This window comes from Bacteroides sp. OF03-11BH (genome assembly GCF_003604005.1).
Taxonomy (GTDB): Bacteria; Bacteroidota; Bacteroidia; order Bacteroidales; family Bacteroidaceae; genus Bacteroides; species Bacteroides ovatus.
The window spans coordinates 1-24,431 of record NZ_QTMW01000027.1; the positions used below are offsets into that span (position 1 = coordinate 1).

The 24,431-nt window shown below is 44.1% G+C and carries 23 protein-coding genes; all 23 read right to left on the reverse strand.

Features of this window, described 5'->3' with window-relative positions; translation table 11 throughout:
- Positions 1 to 203: 203 nt before the first annotated feature.
- Genes DXA54_RS18085 through hutH form a run of 23 tightly spaced genes read right to left on the reverse strand, consistent with a single transcriptional unit; the run spans position 204 to position 24,293 of the window.
- A complete protein-coding gene (locus tag DXA54_RS18085; RefSeq protein ID WP_004323596.1) occupies positions 204 to 944 on the reverse strand; it encodes a hypothetical protein in 741 nt (246 codons plus the stop codon).
- Between the two features lie 17 nt (positions 945 to 961).
- Positions 962 to 1,531, reverse strand: a complete 570-nt coding sequence (locus DXA54_RS18090) for a hypothetical protein (RefSeq protein WP_120080243.1) — start codon at positions 1,529 to 1,531, stop codon at positions 962 to 964.
- A gap of 56 nt (positions 1,532 to 1,587) precedes the next feature.
- Positions 1,588 to 2,883 carry a phenylacetate--CoA ligase family protein gene (locus tag DXA54_RS18095; protein ID WP_004311051.1) on the reverse strand — a complete coding sequence of 432 codons (1,296 nt, stop codon included), beginning with the start codon at positions 2,881 to 2,883 and terminating at the stop codon, positions 1,588 to 1,590.
- The gene (locus tag DXA54_RS18100) at positions 2,867 to 4,564 is read right to left on the reverse strand and encodes a C45 family autoproteolytic acyltransferase/hydolase (RefSeq protein ID WP_004311050.1); all 1,698 of its coding nucleotides are present in this window, start codon (positions 4,562 to 4,564) and stop codon (positions 2,867 to 2,869) included. The genes DXA54_RS18095 and DXA54_RS18100 overlap by 17 nt, the downstream gene beginning before the upstream one ends.
- Positions 4,557 to 6,047: a phytoene desaturase family protein gene (locus tag DXA54_RS18105; RefSeq protein ID WP_004311049.1), complete on the reverse strand. Its 1,491-nt coding sequence runs from the start codon at positions 6,045 to 6,047 to the stop codon at positions 4,557 to 4,559. The genes DXA54_RS18100 and DXA54_RS18105 overlap by 8 nt, the downstream gene beginning before the upstream one ends.
- 1 nt (position 6,048) lies before the next feature.
- Complete coding sequence (locus DXA54_RS18110) at positions 6,049 to 9,906, reverse strand: trifunctional MMPL family transporter/lysophospholipid acyltransferase/class I SAM-dependent methyltransferase (RefSeq protein ID WP_120080245.1); 3,858 nt, start codon at positions 9,904 to 9,906, stop codon at positions 6,049 to 6,051.
- Positions 9,903 to 11,093 carry a DUF2062 domain-containing protein gene (locus DXA54_RS18115; protein WP_008650511.1) on the reverse strand — a complete coding sequence of 397 codons (1,191 nt, stop codon included), beginning with the start codon at positions 11,091 to 11,093 and terminating at the stop codon, positions 9,903 to 9,905. Before DXA54_RS18115 ends, DXA54_RS18110 begins: the two co-directional genes overlap by 4 nt.
- Positions 11,090 to 11,524: a 3-hydroxylacyl-ACP dehydratase gene (locus tag DXA54_RS18120; RefSeq protein ID WP_004311046.1), complete on the reverse strand. Its 435-nt coding sequence runs from the start codon at positions 11,522 to 11,524 to the stop codon at positions 11,090 to 11,092. Before DXA54_RS18120 ends, DXA54_RS18115 begins: the two co-directional genes overlap by 4 nt.
- 3 nt (positions 11,525 to 11,527) lie before the next feature.
- A complete protein-coding gene (locus tag DXA54_RS18125; RefSeq protein ID WP_004305461.1) occupies positions 11,528 to 12,088 on the reverse strand; it encodes a hypothetical protein in 561 nt (186 codons plus the stop codon).
- A complete protein-coding gene (locus tag DXA54_RS18130; protein WP_004323602.1) occupies positions 12,063 to 12,698 on the reverse strand; it encodes a LolA family protein in 636 nt (211 codons plus the stop codon). Before DXA54_RS18130 ends, DXA54_RS18125 begins: the two co-directional genes overlap by 26 nt.
- Positions 12,699 to 12,711: 13 nt before the next feature.
- Complete coding sequence (locus DXA54_RS18135) at positions 12,712 to 13,389, reverse strand: polysaccharide deacetylase family protein (protein ID WP_004297286.1); 678 nt, start codon at positions 13,387 to 13,389, stop codon at positions 12,712 to 12,714.
- Positions 13,386 to 14,384 (reverse strand): beta-ketoacyl synthase chain length factor, encoded by a 999-nt coding sequence (locus tag DXA54_RS18140; RefSeq protein WP_004297287.1) that lies wholly within the window; start codon positions 14,382 to 14,384, stop codon positions 13,386 to 13,388. The genes DXA54_RS18135 and DXA54_RS18140 overlap by 4 nt, the downstream gene beginning before the upstream one ends.
- Before the next feature lie 24 nt (positions 14,385 to 14,408).
- Positions 14,409 to 15,599 (reverse strand): beta-ketoacyl-[acyl-carrier-protein] synthase family protein, encoded by a 1,191-nt coding sequence (locus tag DXA54_RS18145; RefSeq protein ID WP_004311043.1) that lies wholly within the window; start codon positions 15,597 to 15,599, stop codon positions 14,409 to 14,411.
- Positions 15,600 to 15,602: 3 nt separating this feature from the next.
- Positions 15,603 to 15,884, reverse strand: a complete 282-nt coding sequence (locus tag DXA54_RS18150) for a phosphopantetheine-binding protein (protein ID WP_004297289.1) — start codon at positions 15,882 to 15,884, stop codon at positions 15,603 to 15,605.
- Positions 15,877 to 17,649, reverse strand: a complete 1,773-nt coding sequence (locus DXA54_RS18155; RefSeq protein ID WP_004311041.1) for a beta-ketoacyl-[acyl-carrier-protein] synthase family protein — start codon at positions 17,647 to 17,649, stop codon at positions 15,877 to 15,879. The genes DXA54_RS18150 and DXA54_RS18155 overlap by 8 nt, the downstream gene beginning before the upstream one ends.
- Positions 17,634 to 18,077: an acyl-CoA thioesterase gene (locus DXA54_RS18160; protein WP_004324733.1), complete on the reverse strand. Its 444-nt coding sequence runs from the start codon at positions 18,075 to 18,077 to the stop codon at positions 17,634 to 17,636. Before DXA54_RS18160 ends, DXA54_RS18155 begins: the two co-directional genes overlap by 16 nt.
- Positions 18,074 to 18,511, reverse strand: a complete 438-nt coding sequence (locus tag DXA54_RS18165; RefSeq protein WP_004305453.1) for a hypothetical protein — start codon at positions 18,509 to 18,511, stop codon at positions 18,074 to 18,076. Before DXA54_RS18165 ends, DXA54_RS18160 begins: the two co-directional genes overlap by 4 nt.
- On the reverse strand, positions 18,508 to 19,578 hold the full coding sequence (locus DXA54_RS18170) for a class I SAM-dependent methyltransferase (RefSeq protein WP_004311039.1): 1,071 nt from the start codon (positions 19,576 to 19,578) through the stop codon (positions 18,508 to 18,510). Before DXA54_RS18170 ends, DXA54_RS18165 begins: the two co-directional genes overlap by 4 nt.
- Positions 19,579 to 19,596: 18 nt before the next feature.
- A complete protein-coding gene (locus DXA54_RS18175; protein ID WP_004305451.1) occupies positions 19,597 to 20,514 on the reverse strand; it encodes an acyltransferase in 918 nt (305 codons plus the stop codon).
- A gap of 2 nt (positions 20,515 to 20,516) precedes the next feature.
- On the reverse strand, positions 20,517 to 20,768 hold the full coding sequence (locus tag DXA54_RS18180) for an acyl carrier protein (RefSeq protein WP_004305450.1): 252 nt from the start codon (positions 20,766 to 20,768) through the stop codon (positions 20,517 to 20,519).
- A 21-nt stretch (positions 20,769 to 20,789) separates the two neighbouring features.
- Positions 20,790 to 22,013, reverse strand: a complete 1,224-nt coding sequence (locus DXA54_RS18185) for a beta-ketoacyl-[acyl-carrier-protein] synthase family protein (protein ID WP_120080247.1) — start codon at positions 22,011 to 22,013, stop codon at positions 20,790 to 20,792.
- Between the two features lie 26 nt (positions 22,014 to 22,039).
- Complete coding sequence (gene fabG / locus DXA54_RS18190; protein ID WP_004297297.1) at positions 22,040 to 22,768, reverse strand: 3-oxoacyl-ACP reductase FabG; 729 nt, start codon at positions 22,766 to 22,768, stop codon at positions 22,040 to 22,042.
- A 1-nt stretch (position 22,769) separates the two neighbouring features.
- Positions 22,770 to 24,293, reverse strand: coding sequence for a histidine ammonia-lyase (gene hutH / locus DXA54_RS18195; protein ID WP_004305448.1), 1,524 nt, complete (start codon positions 24,291 to 24,293; stop codon positions 22,770 to 22,772).
- Positions 24,294 to 24,431 lie beyond the last annotated feature (138 nt).

Here is a 24,431-nt window from a genome sequence, read left to right on the forward strand (position 1 = left end):
AAATTACAAACGAGAATATAGTAAAAAATATAATGCGTCTGCCCTGGCACTTTATAAAAAGACGAATGTCACCTTATAGGGTGACATTTATCATTCTATAAGGTGACTAGCTATCCTCAAAAGGATGAAAATTACTAAAGATACAAAATTAATTAGTGAAAAGCAATAGTAGGGTAAGAAATTTATCTGTATTGCAAACAGGCTTAGAATTCAAATCCGAATCTAGCTCCTACTCCATGTAACTCCCATGTATCATTCCAACTGTTATGATAATAATGCCCTCCATAGCTGTAACTATAATCTGTTGTGGCGTCATAATCTTGGAAGTTATACATCAAAGCTAAATTCAAGGCCTTTTTCCCTTTTAAAGAAAAACGTACTCCTACTCCTATTGAAGCATACGCTCCTTCTATGTCTCCTACAGCATATCCGGCTTTTACGTCGGCGAACGGAGTCACTTTTTTGTTGATGAAGTTAGCTCTGAAGTTAGCATAGATGGGGGCTGCATAAAGATCTGCATCGGTATAGTAGTTGAAAGCAACGCCACCACCTACAAAGAAATAATTGTTGAATTGATAACCATGTGTGGTTGATAATTCAATTTTAGAGGCATTGTAGTCGCTCACATCGCCAATATATGCAAAGTCTACGAAACCCTTATAGCCTTTTAATGTATTTCTTGCGGCTTTGCGGTCGTTGGTATCCTTACGATAATCTCTTGTGTACCGCTCTTCTTTTGTGATTTTAGTCACATCACTCATCTGACAGATGATGAGGCTGCCATCACCTGTTTTGATTTTTAAAGAGACATTGGGCACTTGTTCAATGATTACTCCTTTAATAATGCTGCCATTCTTTAAATACACTACTTCTGTGTAATTCTGTGCTGCGACATACGTACTGATACTTAATAATAAGGTCAGTACTAATAGTAGTTTTCTCATACTTGTATTTTTATTGTTTATAGTTTCTTGAGTGCGCTATAGATAGAGCCTGCCCAATAGTTGCGTAATCCGAAACCACGTGCCTTGCCGTCGGTAATCCATTCTTCAATGATTTCCTTTGTTTCGGTATTGAAGAATACGACTTCATACGTACCTCTATTGTTTGATTTGTCCAGGAACTGTGCGATAAACACCATACCTACTCCGGGTGTTTTCTGGATAGGCAATGCGTTGATGGCTGCTTTGATTTGCTCTTTACTAAGAGTATATTCTCTTTTAGCAGTCATTAGCTCGGTCAGGTCGATGTTTTCGTTCACCTGATTAACGGCATCCCGTGAAATCTCTGTCACTTCTTTTTTCAATTGTTTTCCTACGTTATACTTCTTAGCTTCTGTGATGAACAGTTCATTGATACGTCTGAAAGCATCTTTGAATTGTGCCGGTGATTCATCTGCACCGAAAATTTTTACTTGGGAGTAGTCTACCCCATAGAACTTAATAGACTGAATGTCTTTCAATGCACTCTTGCCTTGTCCGAAACAGAACAGGCTCGTGCTCAAGAATAAGAATAGAATAAGTTTTTTCATATACGTTAATGTTAAAGTGATATAGTTGGTTACTAACTTCCAAAAGTAGAAAATAATTATCGTAAATCAATGAATTTTATCGTTTTTCGACTCATTGGAGGCATTTGTATCTTGGCAATGTACTCTGCCGATTCAAAATTGATGCTTGGCGCCACTCTGACTTTCGAACGGAACAGATCTTTAATCTCTTTGGCAAAGGCTTCGCTACGGTTCTCGCTTCCGATACGAATCAGAATCTCATCCGTTCCCAATTCATTGGTATAAACTTCAATGATATAGTTTTTTACCGAAGGTATATTATCCAGAATGTCGAATAATGCAGGCGGATACAACGTCGTTCCTTTGTATTTAATCATTTGTCCTTTCCGGCCGAGGATGGAGCTTAGGCGGATGGTATTTCTCCCGCAACCACAGGGATCGGTGTGGTGGTAACAAATATCACCTGTTTTGAAACGGAGCAACGGCATACCTTTGACTCCGAGCGTCGTGATCGTCACTTCCCCTGCTTCTCCCTCTTCCACAGGACGATTGTTATCATCCAGAAACTCTACAATGATAAGTTCCGGTTGCAAATGCCCTCCGTGGAATTCATTACACTCGGTAAAGGACGACTGCATTTCGGTGGAGGCATAAGTGGAATACAACTGCAAGGCAGGCCATTTATCGTGTATTTTCTGTCCGAGCGTATTCAACTGGAATTCCTGATTGCGCAATGCTTCTCCGATACAGATGCACTTCTGCATGGAACAGGTATTATGGTTGATATGATTCTTTTCGGCAAACTCTATCAGTTTGATAAGGAAAGAGGGGACTACCATTCCACAAGTCGGATGTATCCGTCGAATTGTGTCCCATTGCAGTTCCGGGATGCCGTTGCCTACACGGATCACTCCCATACCCAGTTCGCGGGCTCCCATATAATATGCCAAGCCTGCCATGAAACGGCGGTCGATGGTAGTCATCAATTGAAGAATATCTTGCTTGGTGCATCCGGTGGTGGTGAAAGATAAGTATTCGTTGTAAGAAAGACGGTCCAGGTCTTCAGAGGTGAGAACGAAAGTGACCGGATCTCCCAATGTGCCCGAAGTCGTCACATAGTCGATAATTTCCTCTTTGTCTACGCAGATGAAATCATCGTTATGGAGTTGCAGGTCCGTCTTGGTAGTGACGGGGATCTGTTGCAAGTCTTCAATCGTCTTTATTTGATTGATATCAATGTGATGTTCGGCAAACATCTGTTGATAGAACTTGGAATGTGCTTGCAGGTAGGCTAACACTTTGGCTAACTGTTCTTCCTGATAGCTTTTGATATCTTCCGGTGAGCGGAACTGAATTTCAGGATTCTTTTCCATCTTTGGATTGTTTTTGAATTTTCTGTTGGATACGTTCTTTCTCTTGCAACTTGGGAATGGATTTCTTCAATGCCTGTTGCCAGTATGCAATGGCCTGTTTAGATTGCTGCATGGCCTCGTAGTAATCTCCTATTACTTCATATACATAGTATAGGGAAGGATTGGAGGCTTGGTATGTTTTTAAAACAGATTCCTCTATCTGTTCCTTTTTTCTGATTTTCTTCAATAAAAGCGGAGTCAGTTTCTTATACGTGAGAAGATGCTGGAACTCCGGTGTGTCGATGAATTTATCTTCCGGAATGGTCAGGTCGGAACTGTATATTTCGTGTTGCCAATCAATCGTGTCTTTGAATATCTTATTCAGGTCATAGGCTACGTATTTCCCACATTGCCAGGGAGAGGTCGATACCCACATCAGCCGTTTCTCCGGTTGGAAGATGACGGAATGATGGGCAATAAACTGATTGATGGCCATTTCGTTGGCCAGTCCCAGGTCTGTGTTTTGCAGGCCTTTGTGGTCACGCAGGATAGAGGCGGCTTTGGAGACATCGATCGGAAGATCCTCATTAATGAGTTCCGTTAATCGTGCAAAACGGTATGGGCTGTCGGAAGTGCGGATATTTTCCATGTTTCGTTCGTCCTTGCTGAATTCTTCCGATTGGTAATGGTTGGTGCAGATGAGCCGATTGGCTTCTTTTCCGGTGAAAAGCACAGTTTTCTCCGGAGATTTCTCGATAATCGCGGCTTTGCCATCTTTGGCAGAACCTATCAATATGGATTCGGAGACGAATGTTTCCCGTTTTTTGGCGATGGCAAAGGCTTCATCAATAGTGGCTGCATATTGCAGAATCTCTCTGGTCAGGATGGAAATGGGGGTGGCGGAACCTGTGGGGACAGCAGATTTGGCAGCATTAATTGTCACGGTAAGACCTGTCTCGTTCATGCCGGATAACACTCCTATCATACCGGGCCATCCGACGGAAGCAAACCTGTATCCTTGCTCCGGTACATAAAAAGCCACCTGCTTGTTCTCTGCGAAGGCATCTCCTACATAGAAATCGAAGTTACGTCCGATCAGCAGGGATGAATCTGCACTTTGTGTTCCCCAAGTGGCGAACGAACTGCATCCCACTAACATATAATCTTGCATGGCATGTCCCAGGTCGTGTGCCGAATGGTAATTCAACTGGCGTTCGTAAGGAGTGCCGATGAAGTCGTATTCATGCGTACATGATAGCGAGATTCCGTAGATCTCGTCGCGGTATTCTTCGAGGACGTTCTCACCCAGATTACGGTTGAATAATACAATGAAGAACCGGAGGAATTTCAGATAACTGTCTGAAGGAACAATCTCACGAATCTGATCCACGAACACTTTCTCTTGATGGTGGAGCAGGTCGGAAGACAGTTGCCCGATAGCTTCTCCTCTCTGGAAAGCATCCCCTTTCACAAACAATTCCCATAAGCCGCTGTCGCTGTGCCGGAGAAAGTTATCTCCATAATGCCGGAGGTGGAGACTGTCTATATCAATCACTTTGTCTGTGGTCATGCTTTGCTCATGTTTGGGCGTTTGCATATCCGCAGAAAAGTAGAGATAGCTGATTCCGGCTATCAATAGAACGATGAGCGACAGGAAAAGGAAGCCCGTGTATTGGAGTGTCTTTTTGACTATTCTATGCATTTCCTACTTTTTTAGCCAGATATTCTTGTCCTACAAACTCCGCACAAGTCAGCATGGCAGTTAGTGTTACCCCTAATGCACCATGCACATTCAGGTTTTGCCCGGTGAGAAAGAGATTTCCCAAGCGGCTTCTTGTAGATACGAAACCAATTTGCGGACATTTATAATCTTTGATAATCCCATACGCGGAACCATCCACTGTTCCTGTATAGTCCCGATAGCTTAATGGAGTAGTGGTATACATCTCTTCTATGTTTTCTGAAAGGTCAATGCCATGTCCTCGGATGAAGCGGAGAATCTGTTCTGCTTTCTCCTTTTTGAAGGATTGGTAGTCTTCTCCCCGATGTTCGGGAGTCGTGTCCTTCCAGGCAGACAGTTCATCTATATACATAGGTGTCAGGATGGAAATGACACTGGCATATTGACTGTCCTCGGAAGACGCTTGCATGGAAATCATACAGTTGGTGGTCCGTCCCGGATAGAGCAGTTTGTCATACCACACTTTATTGTTCGCATGCAGATACAGGTTGCGGTTCTGATAAGGAGTGCTTTTTTTCTTCATTACCAGGTAGAGCGTAAAAATGCCGTAGGTATTTTCCAACGAACGGATGCGGGAAATATAGGCATTCTTGATGCTACGGTTTTTATCCAGTATCTCCAATGTCCGTTGGGGATGCATATTGGAGATGACGAAGTCGCTTTCCAGTCGCTCTTCTCCATTGATGATAACCCCTTGTACCTTTTCGTTTTCAACGATGATGCGGGTGGCTTCACTGTTATTGAGCACGGTCCCTCCGTTTGCCCGGATTACATTGATTAGCTCCAGACTGACTTGCATACTTCCGTCTACAAAACGGTAGGCGCCTTCAATATAGGAGTGATTAATCATGGCATGCTGGTAGAAAGTGGAGACATCTTTCAAACCTCCGTAGAGTAAAGCTGAACCTGCCAGTACATTTCGTAAGGCGGGGTCCGGAGTGATATCCGCAATCAGATGGGCGGCAGAGGTACAAAAGTATTTCATACCCTCCAAAGCGAGTGTGCCTTGTTTCAGGTGGTCTACGCTAATCAGGTTTCCGACAGCCTGAAGCTGTTCGGCATAGCATTTCAAGTTTTCTTTCTCATGCGGGAAGGAACGGCAGATGGTTTCAATAAACTGCGGGTATCCCATTGCATAATCGTATGTTTTTCCTTTATAGTAGATCGTATCAAAAGCAGCATCGTCCAAGCGTTTTATTTTCAGCTTGTCCATGATACCGAAATAGCGGAAATACTGGTTCATCACTTGACCCTCATCCAGGCTTCCTACATAATGAATACCCGTATCCAACAGATGCCCTTTTCGTTGGTAAGTCTGGAAGCATCCGCCGAATTGCGCATTTTTTTCTACTACGCATACGTTGAATCCCTCTTTGCTAAGAATCGCTCCGCATTCCAGTCCGCCAAGGCCGCTGCCGATAATGATGATGTCATATTTGCTCATACTAGTTCGGTTTTCTAAATATGTAAATGGTGTTTGATGTATATTTGTCATTAGGAATGATTTCGACAGCCATTCCACAGGCGACTGCTATTTCCCGTAATTGGGTTTCAGTGGTGAAATACAGCTCTCCGGTTGTCCGGTTGAAGTTGAAGATACGGGTGGATAGTAATTCCGTGAACCGGGTTAACCGGTGCTTGGAAGCGTTGGCTGAATTTCCGTCGCGTATGATAATCATTCCTTGTGAACGCAAGCGACCGGCACATTTCAACAATAGGGTTTGTTGATGTTCGTAGCTCATATAGTGAAGCATGTCGTTCAGGATAAAGACATCACTTTCCGGCAGGGGATATTCCAATGCATTGCCATGCTTGAACTGGAGATGCTCGTTGCGTAACCATCCGTGCTGCGCCAGCGCTATCTTGTCTTCATCGTAATCAATACCCAGGATTTCCCGGTCCTCGGAAAGCAGAGACAGCATATAGCATAACGGGCCGAAGCCGCAACCGATGTCTGTGATTTGCCCTTGGACGGGAATCAACCGGTTGAATAGCCGGTAATTCTTTTCCATCTTTACTTTAATACGGATATACCATTCTACGACGGGACCTTTATAGATATAGTTCTGGATAAGAGCTTCGTAGAACGCCGGATTGTCCGTCGTGTTCTGTTCACGGCAGATACGGGCATAAACCTCTTTCATGTAAGCGGATATGCGTTTGGTACGCTCCTGATAAGTACTTCCGAAAGACAGATCGTCTAGTGGTATACGGGGAAGTATTTCTGTATAGATGATTCCTTTCCGGATATTGAAAGGCTGTGCTTTGGCAATGATTTTGTTATTACCGTAAAGCAGGATCGGCAGAATATCCAGTTTCAATGCTTCTGCCAGATAGAATGCTCCTTTGTGGAAACGTTTCATCTTTCCGTTATAGGTACGTGTGCCTTCCGGGAAAATGGCGATGGAGTAGCCCTCCTTCACTTTTTTCCGCATCCGTTCCATATATTGCTCGTATCCTTCGCCTATATAATAGAAGTCGACATAACGAATGATGGCTCCGAAGAAAGGAGAGTGCCATACCCAATGGTTGGTTACCATCAGGATTTTAGATGAAAGAGACAGCAATACCAGAATGTCGATGAACGACTGGTGGTTGGCAATGATAATTGCCGGATGCCGGAAGCGTTCGTTGGCTTTGTTGATATGTTCTTTTTTGACGGCGGTGGCCAGTAGCAAAATTCCTTTGCAGGTGATTTGTATCAGGCGGCACACCAAACGCTGCTTGCTGCTTTTGCGCACAGGCACCGGATAAAGCAGGATAATCAATATACGGAGGACGATGCAGCCGATAAAGAAAAGCAGGAAGAGCAACACGGTACGTATCAATCCGATAAGCGTATAAGGCGGTAATCCTTTGGAAGCGGGGCCTGCGATGAAGAACCGGAAAATGAGTGGCTGAATGGTATAGGCCACCAGTACTACTGCTATCATACCCAGAATGGAAATCAGGGAAATGGATTGCAAAGCCGGGTGTTTGGCAAACACAAGTGCTCCCATACCGACCACTGTGGTGAAGGCGGAGAAGAAGATAGCCGTTTTATGGGAATTCAACACCTTCTGACCTGTACGGTATTTGTTTTGTAGCCCGTCCATAATGAAGATACTGAAGTCATCTCCAATGCCAAAGATAAAGGTGGACAGGATGATGTTGATAATATTGAACTCAATCCCCAGAATTCCCATCAATCCCAAGATGATTACCCAGCTGATTAGCATCGGGAGAAAGCTCATTAGGGTAAGTTCGATACGTCCGTAGGAGAACCATAGTGCAAAGAATATGAGGAAAGAAGAGATGTACAGAATCAGGTAAAAGTCGTCATTGATGGCCGATACCCATTTGTTGGCAAAATAGGAACGGTCGAAGATGACTACATTCGGGTCTTTATTAAAGTTCTGGTACACAGCTTCCTTATTCGGTTCGCTGATCCGTATCTGGCTGATAAGCATGGTGATGGAATCGGCAGAGGTTTGCCATTCATTCAATAGCTTGCCGGATAAATCGTCTCCTTGTGCGGTGTAATGATATTCACTGAAAGGTTGGTTCATCCATTGATAAAAAGAATCAAAGCTTCCCGGACGGAAACGATATTCGGCGGCGGCTGTTTCCAGCTGTTCACGGACTTGTTGCAGTTTTTCATCCGTCCAGTAATCTTTCCATTTCTTCAGGCGTTTCTGCTGCTCTTGCGGAGAGATCAGAAACTGTGAGGCGGAGGCATACTCTTTGATGAGTCCCTGCTCTTTCAGTGCCGATAACTTCTGATTGGTCGTTGCATAAATTTCGGTAGCCTGATTCATGTCTTTGCCCACACTGACAAAAAGCACGGTCTTTTCGTCGTTGTCGAAGAGTTGCAGTAATTTTTCTTCCGATTGTTGGAGATGGCGGGGCTCATAGTTGAGACTCATCATATCGTTGTTGAAGCCTACCTTTTGCGAAGTAAACAAACAGATCACTGTAATGAGGAGGATGCCGCCTACCAGCCATTTATTCTTTTCGTAAGAATAAGCATTTATTTTCTCGATGATGCGTAGTATGCGTCCCTGTTTGACGTCTGCCTGTCCTTTCAGAAAATGAGGCAGGTAAATGAGACAGAAGAGGGTGGTGCCCACCAATGCCAGAGAGGCAAACAATCCGAAGTCGCGTAACAGATCGGAACTGGTGAATATCAATCCCAGAAATGCGCCGATAGTGGTGAAACTACCTACCGTAAGCGGATAGGCTATCTCTTTAATAAGTTGTTGAACGGTGGAAACATGGTTCTGGTGTGCCAGCATGTGAATGGAATAGCTTAGTGCAATACCCATCACTGCCGAACCAGCTCCCACTGCAATGGCGGAGATACTTCCTTTGATAAAGAAAATGAGAAACAGGGCAAATAATCCTCCGAACAGTACCGGAGTAATAATCAACGGTATCGATCTCTTTCGTTTAAAAACGAGTGAGATAAATACAATGATGATAAGCAGTGCCAGGGAGGAGGTCAGGATGGTATCTTTCTTAATCTGACGGGCGTTGTAGACTCCCACGGAGGGACCGCCGAAGTATTCAGCTCGAATGGTAGGAGATTTTTCCTGTACGTGCTTGAGCTCTTCTTCGAGTATCTTTATCAGTTCGTCGTTCTTTCCGGTGCTGCCTGTACTGAATACCGGGGTAATGAACATAAGTAAGGTGGAACCGTCTTTGGAGAAGATATGTTCGTCATAAATCTCGTAGTTGGCTTCCAACTGGAAATCTTGCAAATGTTTCAGGGTTTCGCTTCCCAGTCCGAGCGGGTCCCGGAGAATATAGTTTCTTAATGCAATTCCGGCAGGAGAGAGGAGGTTGGTATAATTCTTCTGCATGGTAGCCTGTATCCCTTTATCCGTCAGTAAGGAATCGAAGCGTTGATAGTCCGTATCTGTCAGGAAAAGCGGGAGATGTTCATAAACGAAGTCCGTGGCTCCTTGGATGAGGCTTTGGTCTACCTGTGCGAAAATTCCTTTAATCAGTTTTCCTCCGGCTTTTTCTGTCAGGTTTTGTTGCAGTTGTCCGGCTGCTTCTATCAGGGAGTCGGGTTCTACGCGGTGGCAGGTATCTGCAGAGGATAACATGATGATAATCTTATCCTTAATCTTGAGATTGTCGAACACTTTGATTGTGTTCTGGGAATCTTTAGTGTCGGGGAAAAATTGTGTGATGTTCTCTTCGAACCTTACTTGTAGTGCAAAGAATCCCATTAACAGGACACAACTGATGAGTGACAAATAGAACAGAATCTTGTGCCTCTCGAAATAATCATATAGTCCGATAAAAAACTGGGTCATATCTTTTTTTTCCTACACGCCGTGAGCAGAATGAACGCGATGGTTCCTGCCAGTATGCTGCATACGACTGCAAAGATAACACTTCCTATTAAATATTGCTCTATGACTGATTTTACATTTTCAAAAGAAAGTTCGTTTAAATGCAGATTGACAGGATCTCCCAGCACTTTACAGCCGGTTACGTAACTGCCGTACAGCAAAAATGGAATCATCGGAGGGATACTAATATTGGCTGCTACAATAGCTATGACTTTATTCAGTCTGAACAAATGTGCCAGAAATAACGTGATTAGCATTTGATATCCCCACATCGGAACGATACCCATGAATACGCCGAGTGTGATGGCAGCCGTGATCCGCAGATTAGATTCGGGGGAGTGGGTGACATGATCCGAGAAAAACTGCTTGCAGTTCTTCCAGGTCAGTTTACGGAAAAAGTTCCGGGGGATGATCCAAAGGAAAGTGACGAGCACCAGTACTGTGTTCAGGATACTGATACGGGTGAAATCGCGAAACGGTCGGAAATGAGAAACCCGTTCTTCCTGTGGCGGATAATAAACATGTACCGGAATGTTTTTAACGGTAATGCCTCCCCAGGCTGCAAAGACAAGTGCTTCCAGCTCAAACTCGTATTTGGCGGTGTAATACCACTTGTCCACATTCATTCGTTGGATGGGGTACAGGCGGTAGCCGGATTGTGTATCTTGCAGTTTGATACCTGTTTCGAGGGTAAACCAGAAGTTGGAAAACTTATTGGCAAATGTATTCTTTCCCGGCATATTGTCCGAGGCGAGGTTACGGGCACCTACCAATAATGTGTCCGGTTCCTTTTCTATGGCTTCGATCAATGCAGGGATATCCGAAGCGAAATGCTGTCCGTCAGAATCAATGGTGATAGCATACCGGAATCCTTGCTTTTTGGCAAAGGATAGTCCATGTCTCAAAGCTACTCCTTTTCCTTGATTGACAGGGTGGGTGATGGTATGTAAGTTAGATTCCCGGCTAAGTATTTCGGCAGTTTCATCTGTAGAACCGTCGTTGACAACAAGGATATCGGGGGCGTAGAAACGTACACTTTCTATGACGTCCGCCAGTGTCTTTCCATTGTTGTAACTTGGGATGATAACGATGATCCCTAATTGTTTCAACTTCTCGTGCCAATAGGCTGTACTTATTTGTTCCTTCATACTGTCGGGGTAAGTGCAGCTTTTAGTTTGATGAAACATTCGTTCTTTACGGTATTTTCCTCTACAGTGCTCTCTTTCACAGTACTCTTTTTTACAGCTTCCTTCTTTATAGTCCCTTCCGCTTGCAACTGAAGTGTACCTTCTTCTGTCTCTTTAAAAGTCAGTGCCACCGAAATATGCGGTGTTTCTATAGGATTGATAGCCGAAAGAAACTTGCAGGAAGACACTTGTGTTACTTGCAATTTTTGCTGGCGAATGTCTTCTACACATTCCTTGATAAGTTGTAACAGGCAAACTCCCGGAACTACCGGATGTCCGGGGAAATGTCCCTGATAAACAGGATGCCCGGGATTCAACTTTACCTGGATAGTCCAGATCGTTGAGTCCGATGATTCGGAGGAAAGGATGGTATAGAAGTTATCAAGTAGCATATATTAAATCTCTTTAGATAGTTTGTCCAGACGGATCGTTAACCGAATCCACGGATGTTTGATTTTTATTTGTGCGGGATCGCCCGGAGTATTGCCAATGATGTAGACCACTGACTTTCCAAAGCCTTTTCCACTGGTTCTTTTTTCAGTAGCACTGTCTTTAGTCGTTTTCACACGAATATCTTTCCCACTTAAGAACAGACGTCTGAAATCCATCTCCAGAAGTTTCAGCACCTTTTCCTTTTTCATGGGTTCAATGCAACTGTTGACAGTAAACTGATCGTTGCGTAGAGAAAAATCGAAAAGGCTTAGTCCGAAGTAAGTAGACGCTACGATCCGGATTTCGTTATCAGGCATACGGCGTACTATTAGCATACCGCTCATGTGATGTTTCATGAAATCCAGTTGGATATTGTATTTTTGCGAGCTTTCTCCTTGTGTTAGTTCGATAGCGGGGAGCACAGTACTTCCTTCCCCGCTCATCCGTGGAGAGCAGGAAGTCTGGATCTGTATCCATAAGAACAGCAGAACCATCAGACTAACGAATCGCAAACTTCGTCTCATTCTTCAGGGAGTTGAACTTTTTATTATAGAATTCGTATTCTGTATAGTTTGTGGCTGTTTCGGACAGACGGAGTTTGTGTACCGACATATCTTTCTTGTCCAGATAGATTTCTATACCGGCAATATAGGCTTGTACCGCTTTGTTGGTCGGTTTTATTTTAACCAGATAGTATCGTGCGTCTTCAAAATACTCCAGCAGGTAGTTGGACGACATTTTAGACAGGTCGCCTATCATACACGCGGTCAGCATATCCTGCATCTGTGCCATCATTTTGTTCGAACTAAGATTCATGATACTTTTCTTGCCATCCGAAACGATTTTGAGCTTACTGCCGTTTATCACGATGAGATAATCCATCGGGCGGAAATATTCCATGCAGATTTTATGGGTCTTCTGGTAGTAGAACTTCCCTTTGGAAGTAACCTTCTCATCGAATACATCGAGATATTTCACTTGGGTGAAATCGCTTTCGATGGACTCTACGGTTTGCGCCTCCTTTGCCAGGCGGCTTTCAAACTCTGTCTTTTGCGCCATCTTTTTCATGCTCTGGGCATGGATAGAGGCTATTGACAAGAAGAAAAGCGATAAATATATTAATAAAGTTCTCATACCTTTTTTTATTTTATGCCAATAGTTTGTCCGGACGGACAACGGTATATCCTTGTTCTTTCAGCAAATCCAAGATTTGTTTCACTAGCTGGTCGCTGTCAGGCATCCGGTCGTGCAACAGAATAATGGCTCCCGGTTCAAGATGTTTCCGAATCCTGGCAAGGACTTTATCCGGTGCTTGTTGTGTATCCAGTGTACGGATGCTCCATCCTATAGGGGTATATCCTAACTGTCGAACGGCTTTCGCAATCGTTGGATTAGTGACACCGAACGGCGGACGAAACAAACTAACCGGCTGCGAAGTTACTCGTTCTAGTTCACACTGACAAGTTTGCAAGTCTTTTTTCATCTTGGAGAGCCCGTATAGCGGGAATAAACCGGAATGGGTATGCGAATGATTTCCAATCAGATGACCTTCTGCCACCATTTTTTGCAAGATTGCTTCATTCCCTTTTACCTTATGACCGATACAGAAGAAACAGGCGGTTACCTGATATTCTTTTAGTACCTGCAGAACTTTGGGAGTCTGTAGGGAGTCGGGGCCGTCATCAAAAGTCAGGGCGACAATCTTTTCCGCAGTATGCTTTTTGCAAAATGACCGGAGGTAAATTCCCGATTGAATGCTATAAGAGGCATAAACGAGAAAAGACAGGAGCAAGAGCAAGCAAAGAAGGAGGCAAACGATTATCATACGCTTTTCCGGATTAGAATCAATGAATGATTGATGGAGTGGTGATGATTATAAATCAATATATGGGTCGAGGTAGTGCAGTTGGCCGATTCGTTCACTGCTTTCCATACCGCATACGATGTTGCGGTAGGATATTCACCACATTCATTCTTAAAACTAAGATGAACACTTTCCGGGAAAAGGTTTGTTTCAAGCTCTTCATAAATAGAGTTGCCATTGTCAACAGTTTGCTCGTGAGAGTCATCTTGATTGTGTGGCTTCTTGTTTTTCCCGGTAACCAACCACTGAATATCCTGACATTCTAAACCATTTCGTTGCAAAAAACGGATGATTCGGGAGCTGATTTCTTCTGTAGTCTGTTTCCCTATGAAAGTTTCGATTCCCTGTATTTCAGCCAACGGATGCTCTCCGGCTTCCCGACTTAACAGGAAGAATTGAGCACCTTCTCCTGCTGCTATCCCTTTCAGCACTCCCAGCCGTTGCTGAATCGTGTAACTGGTTTCTGTCATTTCATCGATGGCTCCCACAAGTATATTCTCGCTTCCTTCTCCTATTTTCATCATAGCGTCCAATAAAGCACTTTCAAAACTAAGACCACGGTGGACATAAGTCATGTTGTAGGCATGTATTTGATGAATCAGAGCTATTTGTGCACCGATTGTATTGAATGTCGACTGGATAAAAGGAGTAGGATTCAGCATCCGCTCTTCATTATCCAATAGGTTGTTCAGGAATTTTTCCGTATCTGTCAAGCAGCCCAATCCTGTTGCTGTGATGATTCCTTGTATCTTTTCAGGAGATAGTTCACCCATACATTCCAATCCGCAAGCCACCCCCATTTTTACGATACGGCTCATGCGTCTGCGCAAGGTCGCATTGGTGATAATATCCTTATAATCGGGTTCGCAAGCCTGAAGATAAGGGCGATTATTTCCTGGTGAATGATCCTTTGGCGGATGAATGGAAGCGATGCGTTGAATATAAACTGGCTGCATAGGCTTAAATACTTAAAGGTGCGTTTATGCTGGAAAATTCGTTGCGGAAAAGAGGAGCGATGAATCGTTTCCTCCGAAACCGAAAGAGTTGGATAACACATGTCGGATGGGGATTCCTTCTTGAAAAGAGGTTTCCGGTATCAGTCCTGTTTCCGGCATCGCATCCGTAAAGTTCAGGTTGGGATAAATCAGCCCTTTATCTATTGAAAGAACGGAGTAAACAGCTTCAATTCCTTCGGAAGCTCCTAAGGTATGTCCGATAAAAGCTTTTACCGAACTAAATGGCGGAACGTGTTCTCCAAAGATTCTTCGGAGCGCCATGCCTTCTGACGCATCATTGCCGGGAGTACCTGTTCCATGTACATTGATATAATCGATTTTTTCAAGGGAAATACCACTGGAAGCGATAGCTTCACTCATTGACAGAAAGGCACCGTCCCCTTCAGGAGAACTTCCTGTTTGATGATAAGCCTCATTCGTATTGGCGTAACCGCTAAGTTCGCAATAAGGAGTTCTTTGGAGTGAACTTTCCGATTGAAGCACTAAGTAACCGGCACCTTCTCCCAGATTTAATCCGGTACGTGAGCGGTCAAAGGGACGGCAATGTGTTTTGTCCAAAATCATCAGGGAGTTGAATCCATTGAGCGTAAACCGGCAAAGTGCATCCGTACCTCCCACGATAGCAGCATCCAGTAGCCCGTGTTTAATCATTCTTGCTCCCAGCATGATGGCATTGGCTGCTGACGAGCAGGCTGTACTGATGGTGGTTATAAAATCATTGATACCCAAATACGAAGCAATCAATTCTGTACTGGCTCCGCAGTCGTGTGAAATTACTTCCCGTAACCGTCCCTGTCCCGGGTTTTTCTTGAAAGATTCATAGAAGTGCTCGCTCAAATCCATGCCGCCAACGGAAGTGGCGGAAATAAAACCGATACGTAATGGTGGTGTGAGTCCCGCATCTTTCATTGCTTCTTTGGCTGCTATCATTCCCAACAAGGCCGTACGTGATACAGTGCGTTGCGGAGGTAAAGAGATCAGTTGCTTTAGTTCCTCATTGCTACGTTTCACTTCGGATACGGGCACATCGAGAGCAGTCGGAAAAAGAGTTACTTTTCCGATGCCATGCTTTCTTTGTCTCAACGCTTCTATATTTTCGGAAACTCCGATACCGATGCCCGAAACAACTCCCAATCCGGTGACGTATATCTTCATCGGTTAAGCTTTGCGATTAGCAATGATGTAGTCTGCCAGTGTACGTACCGAGTAGAAGATTTGTTTTCCTTCACTGGGGTTCTCTATCTTTATACCGTATTCGCGTTCCAGAATCAGGATGATTTCGAGTGCGTCAATGGAGTCAAGGCCAAGACCTTCGTCGCCAAACAGAGGGGCTTCATTGTCAATATCTTCCGGAGTGATTTCTTCAAGGTTCAACTCTTCGATTAGTTTCCCTTTCACTTCGTCCATCAGTTCTCTTTTGGTTTGATCTAAATTATCCATAAATCGTTGATATATTATTAAGTTGTTTAAATTCTGCTTGATAATGTCCGTCCAGTAGTTCGCACCAGCCTATGATACAGGTGCGTAACTTGCCTTTTGCCATCACAATCCTTGCATAATCCTCTAATGAGGCAGCATCGGATTGCCGACGGACAAAGAATGTATTCTCTCCCTGAATCTTGTGCCGGATACAGATTTCTCCCAATACTACATTGGGGAGAGTGTAGACAAACACGGCAGGACTGGCTGCTTTGTCCCCTTCTTTACTGATGATTGCCTGATGTTTGCAGTCCGTATCCAGAGAGGAAGAAGCATTGGCAAGAATGATTCCAATCTCTTCCGGACGGTGGTGTGTATTTTTCAGTAAATATTCGGCAGCTACATATCCCAGCTTACAGAGGTTGTCCATCTTATAGAACTTCATATTGTTTTCTCCCAGATGCTTGTATGCTTCCCGGATGAACGGTGCAAAGTCAGTTTCCGAAGAGCTGAATACAGTTGTTCCTTTACTTTCTACTGCTCCTGGCCTGATTGTGACCATGTTGCCCGATTCCACCACTGCTTTGCAAACTGACGGAGCACTCGCTTTGTCGGTTGCCTGCAAGTTTACTTTCTGTTTCAGGTGAGCATCGGGGAGGGATAATACCAGTGCGGCATTACAGCCTCCGAAACCGGAAGCGGTTTTGATGCAGCATTTCATCGGCATCGGCTGATGAGTGGTATAGACAGTGATAGGCATGGGAACACCGAGTGTTTCATACCCTAAAGTTCCGTAGTATCTTCCTTCTTTTAGTTGCTCTATGCAAAGTATGGTTTCGATAATGCCCGAAGCTCCTAATGTATGACCGAAATAGGGCTTGAGGCTATTCACCGGAACTGCAGCTAATCCCGCCAGATGTATGGCTTTGGATTCCATTTCATCATTGTAAACCGTAGCTGTTCCGTGTGCATTGATAAAGCTAATGTCTTCGGGGAGTGCTCCGGCTTCTTCCATTGCCTGATTAATGGCTAGAGCTAAACCGTCCCCTGTTCGGGAAGGACCGGATATATGGTTGGCGTCATTGCTGATTGCTCCTCCGGAGAGAATAATATGATTCGCGTTTCCTTGAGTTTCTAAAAGAACAGCTCCACAGGCTTCGCCCAGACTTAATCCATCCCGTTGTATATCGTATGGTCGGCAAAGGTGTGCGCTGACAGATCGAAACGATAGAAAGCCGCTGGTAATGAAATGAGAAAGAATATCCCCACCTGCCACAATCACTCGTTTGTAACGTCCTGATTCTATCCATCTCTTAGCGACGATTAGTGCCGAGACTCCTGATATACAGGCATTGGAGATGACCTCTACCTGATTTGTCGCTCCAAAGAAATCTCCGATTCGTTCCGCCATTTTCCAAAGAAAAACCGGACTGTCAGCAGGTAATTCACTCAATAAATCTATATTTCCTTTAGTGGTAGATAATAACAAGGTACAATCCGGCTCCCGCAAGTCGGCTCCCGATTGAGAAATAACCTCTTGGATAGCCAGTATGAATAATTGCTCCATTCGGGTATAATCCGTAATCTGCATCAGCTTCGCCCGTTTTTCCAATTCCACAGAATCAATCATTCCCGCCAATAGGGGATGATCGGAAATTAGGCCGGCTTCTTGCATACGGATTCCGCTTCGGTAGTTATGGATGGCCTCCAGGTTTTCCGGGATGCCGAAACCTAACGAACTAATCAGCGTATGGGCTGTGATGTATATATTTAAAGGATATTCCATTTCTTTTTCCATTCCAGATAAAACGGAGGATTCATAAGCTCCAATTCTTTATTCAGGTTCAGGAACACTTGTATGGTGCTTCCGGTGGCTACTATACTCTGGTCGGTAGCCCGGTAGATAATGTATTCAAATTTTATCTTGGCTGCTTCACAGGCAATATAGCGCGTTTCGACAATCGCTTCTTCACCAAAAGATAGTGATTGTTTGAACTGACAGGTTAAATCCACGATAGGAACCATGTATCCCTCCCGGTAAATACTCATATAATCCAAACCATACTGTTTGCCAAAAGCTTCTCTTCCATCTTCAAAATAGCGCACATACTCACCATGCCATACAATCTGCATGGAGTCTATTTCGCTGAACCGCACTCTGAAGGTAGTCCGGTTAGTCAAAGCTGCAACCTGTTGATTCGTTTTCCGTTTCATTCTTTTTTTATAAATATTTTCATCCTGCATTCAGCTATCAGCTTGTCTTCCACTTTCACTTGTGCAGAAATCAATGTAATGTCGAATACCTCCTGTACAACGGTAATCTCCGTAAATAGTTTCATCCCGTTCTTTGGCAAATCGTAGATTTTAAGTTTGTCTACCGAGCCGATAAACCCTAACGGTACTTTTTCACCCTGCCGGGTATAAAGAAATCCGATACGTGCCGCTGCTGATTGAGCGATGTGTTCAATAATTCCTGCCTCTTGCAGTTTTCCGGTTTCGTAGAAAATATTATCAGCAGTAACAGTCAGTCCGGAATAAGAATGATTCTTTTCGATACCAAAGAAACTGTCCACCATCACGATGGGCGGACGCTGTGGAATCAAATTGAGTATTCCTTCTCCTTGTATGATAACTTCCCTGTTGTTCATTTCAATCTGCATTGTACAATGCTGTGTCCCATTCCTAAATGGTCATCTATCTTTTCAACTTCCAATCCCGCTGCTTTGATGCACCGTTCCATATCATCCGAATGATACATTTTGCTGTTACCATTTGCCATGGCTGTGAAATAAAGACTGATTTGTGTCAGGCAATAAGCGGCTGTGTCAAACTTTTGCCGGTTCCAGAAAGTTTCCATGATATAGAGGCGACTCTCCCCACTCATAGAACGGGCTGCACGGGTCAGTATGCTGGTTACTTCTTCTTCCGAGAAACAATCAAGGAACTGGCTCATCCAGATAGCATCGAACCCTGTCGGGAAAGGTACTTCGGGATCGAGCAGATTGGCGCCATACCCGTGAATACGCATTGCTCCGGGTAGGTCTTTAGTTTGTTGACGCATCATCTCCAATTGTTGCGGAAGGTCCATAATAGTTACTTCCACTGCATCGTCATAGCTTACGCATTTGGTCGCCCATCGACCGGTATTACCTCCCACATCCAGTAAAGTCTTGGGATGACGGGCGAAAACAATTGCCAAAGCTTCGTCAAACGAGCAATCCGAGTAATAATGATCGAAACCGAACCAGCTCTTTTGTACCTGTGAGGGCAAGCTTGACAGCCCTTCATAGATAGTGCTCCATTCGCCGAATACTTTCAGCCCTCCGGGACGTCCGTTGGTGAGAGCCTCTTCGAGATGGAACATTCCCAGATAGTTGACATCGTGGTTGAAATCCATATTGACACGTACCATCCTGTCGTTGAGCAGGAACCATCCGGCTTTGGCAAGGCGGTAAAGGTTTTCGTGCCGCAATACGGTACCGATCGTTAATGAGGCTTCCAGCAAAACTTGTGTTGCATAAGAAGACAGGCCACAAGCCTTGCTGATTTCTTCTTGTGTCATGCCTGCACGTTCGTCGGCTAGTAACTGGAAAATACCGAATTTGAGCATAAGGCGTGATACCTGAAACACGATGGGCCCGAAAGCTATTTCTTGTGCCAAGCGTTGTGCCTCTACCGCGGTCAACGGTTCCTTATCATATTGATTCTGTTGCATCTTTATTTTGTTATATCTTTATTTCAATCCTTTGGAGGGCGAACCGTCACTCGTGGTTTTCCAGAATGAGTAATAGTTGAACCATTGTTCCGGATGGCGTTTCAGTATTTGGTCCAAAGCGGCCGTATATTGTTCGAGCAGAGCGATCTCTGCTTTCTTTTCTTTGGTTCGTATGACTGGTTCCGTCCTTATAAAATGAAAACGGTAGGTTCTGCCCGGCTCTCTCATGGCAAAGTAGAATACCACCGGAACTTTCATTCGCGAACCAAGCAAGAAAGGACCGGCAGGGAAAGGAGCTTTCTGTCCCAGGAGTGTTCCTGTCAGCAGTTTCTCTTTATTCAGATAACGGTCGCCCTGGAAGCATACATATTCTTTCTTGTTTAACGCCTCGGTAATACGGAAAACGTGTGTCAGGTTATCTTCGTTGACGGGGATAATCTTAAAATCCTTGTCCTGACCATTTTTCTCCAATATCTCTTTGATTCTACGATGTTCGGCATCATACATCACGATATTGATTTTCTTTCCGTAATCGTCGAAGAAAGGAACGCCTATTTCCCAGTTTCCCACATGGGCACCAATCATAATTACTCCCTGTTCGCTGTTCAGCAATTGCAGAAATTCCGGATACCGTTCGAACTCAAACCGGTATTGATCGACTTTTCCGTTACCAATAGCTACTTTGTCAATCAGGATTTGCCCTAACCGGTAATAGTTGCGCAGCAACATACCCAAAGAGCGTATTCGGTTGTATTTCAGAATGTGGCGGGCATAAAACCAGGTGCTTTTAGTGGCTTTCGGAGCAAACGGTACGAAGTACAATACTACCAGACTTAGAAATATATAAGCGGCAGTAATGCCCAGATACTTAATCAGGTAAATAAAGAATAAGTATCCGAATGTTCCTCCCCGGGTTTTGCCTTTCCACGTCGACATATTTACTTGGCTTCCTGCATACGGGTGATAACGAGATCGTAGAAGTCCTGGAAGGTTTTGATACCCGCAAAATCTTGTCCGGTTACGTTGAAGCCGAAGTTCTTTTCTACCAGTACCACCATATCGACCAAGTCCAGGCTGTCCAGTTCAAGAGTTTCCATTAACGGTGCATCCGGCTGGATGACGTCGATGTCTACTTCAAACTCTTCTGCCAGAGTGGTTCTTATCTTCTCGATGATTTCTTCATTTGTCATATATCTGATTTCTTTAGTAAATTATGGATTGATTTTACGTATGATTAGCGTGGAATTGGTTCCTCCGAATCCGAATGAGTTGGAAAGGAACGTATCAAATTCCAGGTTTACCCGTTGGGTAGGTATATTTAATTGTGCAGAGGCCTCGTCCGGTTCCTCGAAATTGAGGTTGGGAGCGATGAAACCGTTGTTCATCATGAGGGTGGAATAGATCACTTCACTGGCACCGGCCATCCACATTTCATGTCCTGTCATAGACTTTGTGGAGGTCACATACGGGTGATGCCCTTCAAATACTTCCGCAATGGCTTTCGCTTCGTTCAAGTCACCTACCGGAGTTGAAGTGGCGTGTGCATTGATATAATTGATCTGTTCGAGTGCAATCCCTGCATCTTTGATAGCCATTTGAAGAGAACGTTTCGGACCGTCCACATTAGGCACGGAGATGTGATCTCCATTGGATGAAAAACCGTAACCGATGACTTCGGCCAAAATGGGAGCTCCTCTTTTTACAGCCGATTCATAACTCTCTAATACCAGACTGGCGGCTCCTCCACTCGGAATCAGTCCGTCACGTCGTTTATCAAAAGGTTTCGAGGCTTTCTCGGGGACTGCTTCCTGGGTGGAAAATGCGCTTAGTCCGTCGAAACTTCCTACTGCATAAGGATTGACTTCTTGTGCGCCACCGCAAAGAATACAATCCTGTAATCCCGATTTTATAAGCAGGTAACCCATACCAATAGCGTGAGAACCGCTTGCACAGGCTCCGGCAATGGTGAAGTTGACCCCTCTTAGTTTGAAAATAACTGACAGGTTCATTGTCACGGTGGAATTCATCGACTGGAAAATAGAACCGGAACCTACCAGTGCAGTGTTTTTCTTTTCACGAATGATGTCCACTGCATTAATAACAGGAGCGGCACTACTATCATTGCCATACAAAATACCCACTTCATTGGCTTCGAGAAAATCCTCATTAATACCGGCATTACGGAAAGCTTCTAATGTAGCGAGATAAGCATATTCTCCCTGCTCCGGTAGACAGAGACGTTTACGGCGGTCCAACAACTTCTTCAAGTCGGGACGTTCCAATATCCCCGTTAATGCAGAAAAATAACCCAATTCTTTCCGTACTGGGTCTATGCCAATTCCCGATTTCCCATTATATAGTGAGTCTTTTACTTCATCCAGATTCTTGCCGATGCAAGAGTAAATCCCCATTCCCGTGATAACAACTCTTTTCATTATTTTGTCTATTCTATGCTTTTATTTTAAGTATATAGTCCTCCGTTGATGGAAATCACTTCTCCTGTGATGTAGGATGAGGCTGGAGATGCCAGGAAACCGACCAGGTCGGCAACCTCTTCCGGAGTGCCGAAACGTCCCGCGGGAATATGTTTCTTCCATTCGTTCTCATCAATTCCTTCCGTCATATCCGTACGGATGAATCCCGGAGCTACTGCATTGACTGTTACTTTCTTCTTGGCAACTTCCTGTGCCAGTGCTTTGGTAGCAGCTATTACGCCACCTTTGGCTGCGGAGTAATTGGCTTGGCCGGGCATTCCCTGAATGCCCGACAATGACACGATATTTACGATACGTCCATAACGTTTGACCAGCATATTCTTCAATAAAGGCTGTGTCACGTTGAAGAATCCGTTCAGGCTGATATCGAGCACTTTGCTCCATTCTTCTCCTGTCATCCAGAGCATCAGGTTGTCTTTGCGGATACCTGCATTGTTTATCAGTACCTCGATATATTCGTCAGGGTGTTGGGAAGCCCAGTTGCCCAAAGCAAGGGTGATAGCGGCAGGGTCGGTCACATCGAACTTCATCAACTCGCCATTACTTCCTTTTTCCTGTACTAACTGCAACGTTTTCTCCGCTTCTGCGTCATTATTCTGATAATTTATCAGTATAAAGTAGCCCATTTCCGCCAGTTTACAACTGACAGCACGGCCGATACCTCGGCTTCCTCCGGTTACTAATGCATATTTCATTTTATTTATCTTCTTTTTTGAGATAGTCTATCATCATTTCTATCTCTTTATATTTAGGTGTGTCATTGGTAAATACAGGGAAGAAACTGCGTATTTCTTCATAAACCTGCCTGCTTTTGGAACTTAGGCGATCCTGTATTTTCAGGTAGTCGATAGCTTGTGCCATTCCCATAAACTGGATAGCCATCACCTGATAAGAATTCTCAATGACTGTTTTTGCTAATAGAGCCGAGTTGGTTCCCATGCTGACAATATCCTGATTATCATTGTTGTTGGGGATACTGTGTACATACATCGGATTTGATAATGTCTGACATTCCGCTGTGGTGGAGGTTGCAGTGAATTGTGAAGCCTGTAAACCATAGTTCAATCCAAGCACTCCCAAATTTACAAACGGAGGCAGGATGCCATTGATACGGTCGTGGAACAGATAGTTAATCTGTCTTTCGCAAAGCATAGTCAGCTTGGTCACGGCAATTTTCAACTTGTCCATTTCGAAAGAAATGTAATCTCCGTGGAAGTTGCCGCCATGATAAATATTTTGTGTATCCGGATCGACAATCGGATTGTCACAGGCGGAATTTATTTCGTTTATTAATACTTCTTCCGCATTCTCCAGTTCATCGTAAATAGGACCGAGTATTTGCGGAACACATCGCAAGGAATAATAGGGCTGTACTTTGTGTTCGAAGATTTTCTCTTTATGCACCTGGTTGTATAGCTCGTTCTCTCTTTGAAGCACGCATTTACTGCCTGCCACCCATTCTCTCATCATAGCAGCTATCTCTTGTTGACCTTTATGATGCTTGGCCTCGTTTAATGACTGTGCCATAAAATCATCATAAGAGGCGGCAATCTCATTCATCATTACAGAGGCAGCCACCGACCAACGGAGTAGTTTTTTTGCATAAATCAGATTGACAATACCGATGCCTGTCATTACAGAAGTACCGTTTGTAACGGATAAACCTTCACGAATACGCATGGAAAAAGGTTTCAGGCCGTTTTCCTGAAGCACCGTAGCTGCGTTACACAATTTACCCTGATAAAAAACTTCCCCTTCCCCTATTAACGTCAGGGCGATATGGGCCAGTTGTACGAGATCGCCGCTGGCACCTACACTTCCGTGTTCGGGTATGAACGGATAAATTCCGCGGTTGATAAATTCACAGAGGAGAGAAACCAGTTCCAGATGCACTCCTGACTTCCCTTGTAGAAAAGTGTACAAACGGGCAATCATAGCTGCTTTTACATAAAGTTCGGGAAGCGGTTTGCCGGCACCGGTGGAATGGCTTCGGATGATATTATACTGAAGGTCGATCAATGACTGATCTTCTATTCTGTATTGTGCCATTGGGCCGAACCCCGTATTGATACCATAAATAATCTTATCGCTGGAAAAGGATTGCAGAAAATCGAAGCTTTCCTCTACTTTTCGAATACATTCTTCAGAGAGTTCCAGCTTCTCATTATCAAACAATACTTTATGAAGGGTATCTAAATTTATACTTTTGTCAGCTATCATTTTCTGTACTAGATATTTTATGCCTTAATAATAAGGTGCAAAAATAGGCAATTTCTGTTATATAGCGGACATGAATCAGGATAAAACTTTTTCTAAGGAATTGGTTTTGCTTGTTTTGTTTCTTATTCGTGGGAGATT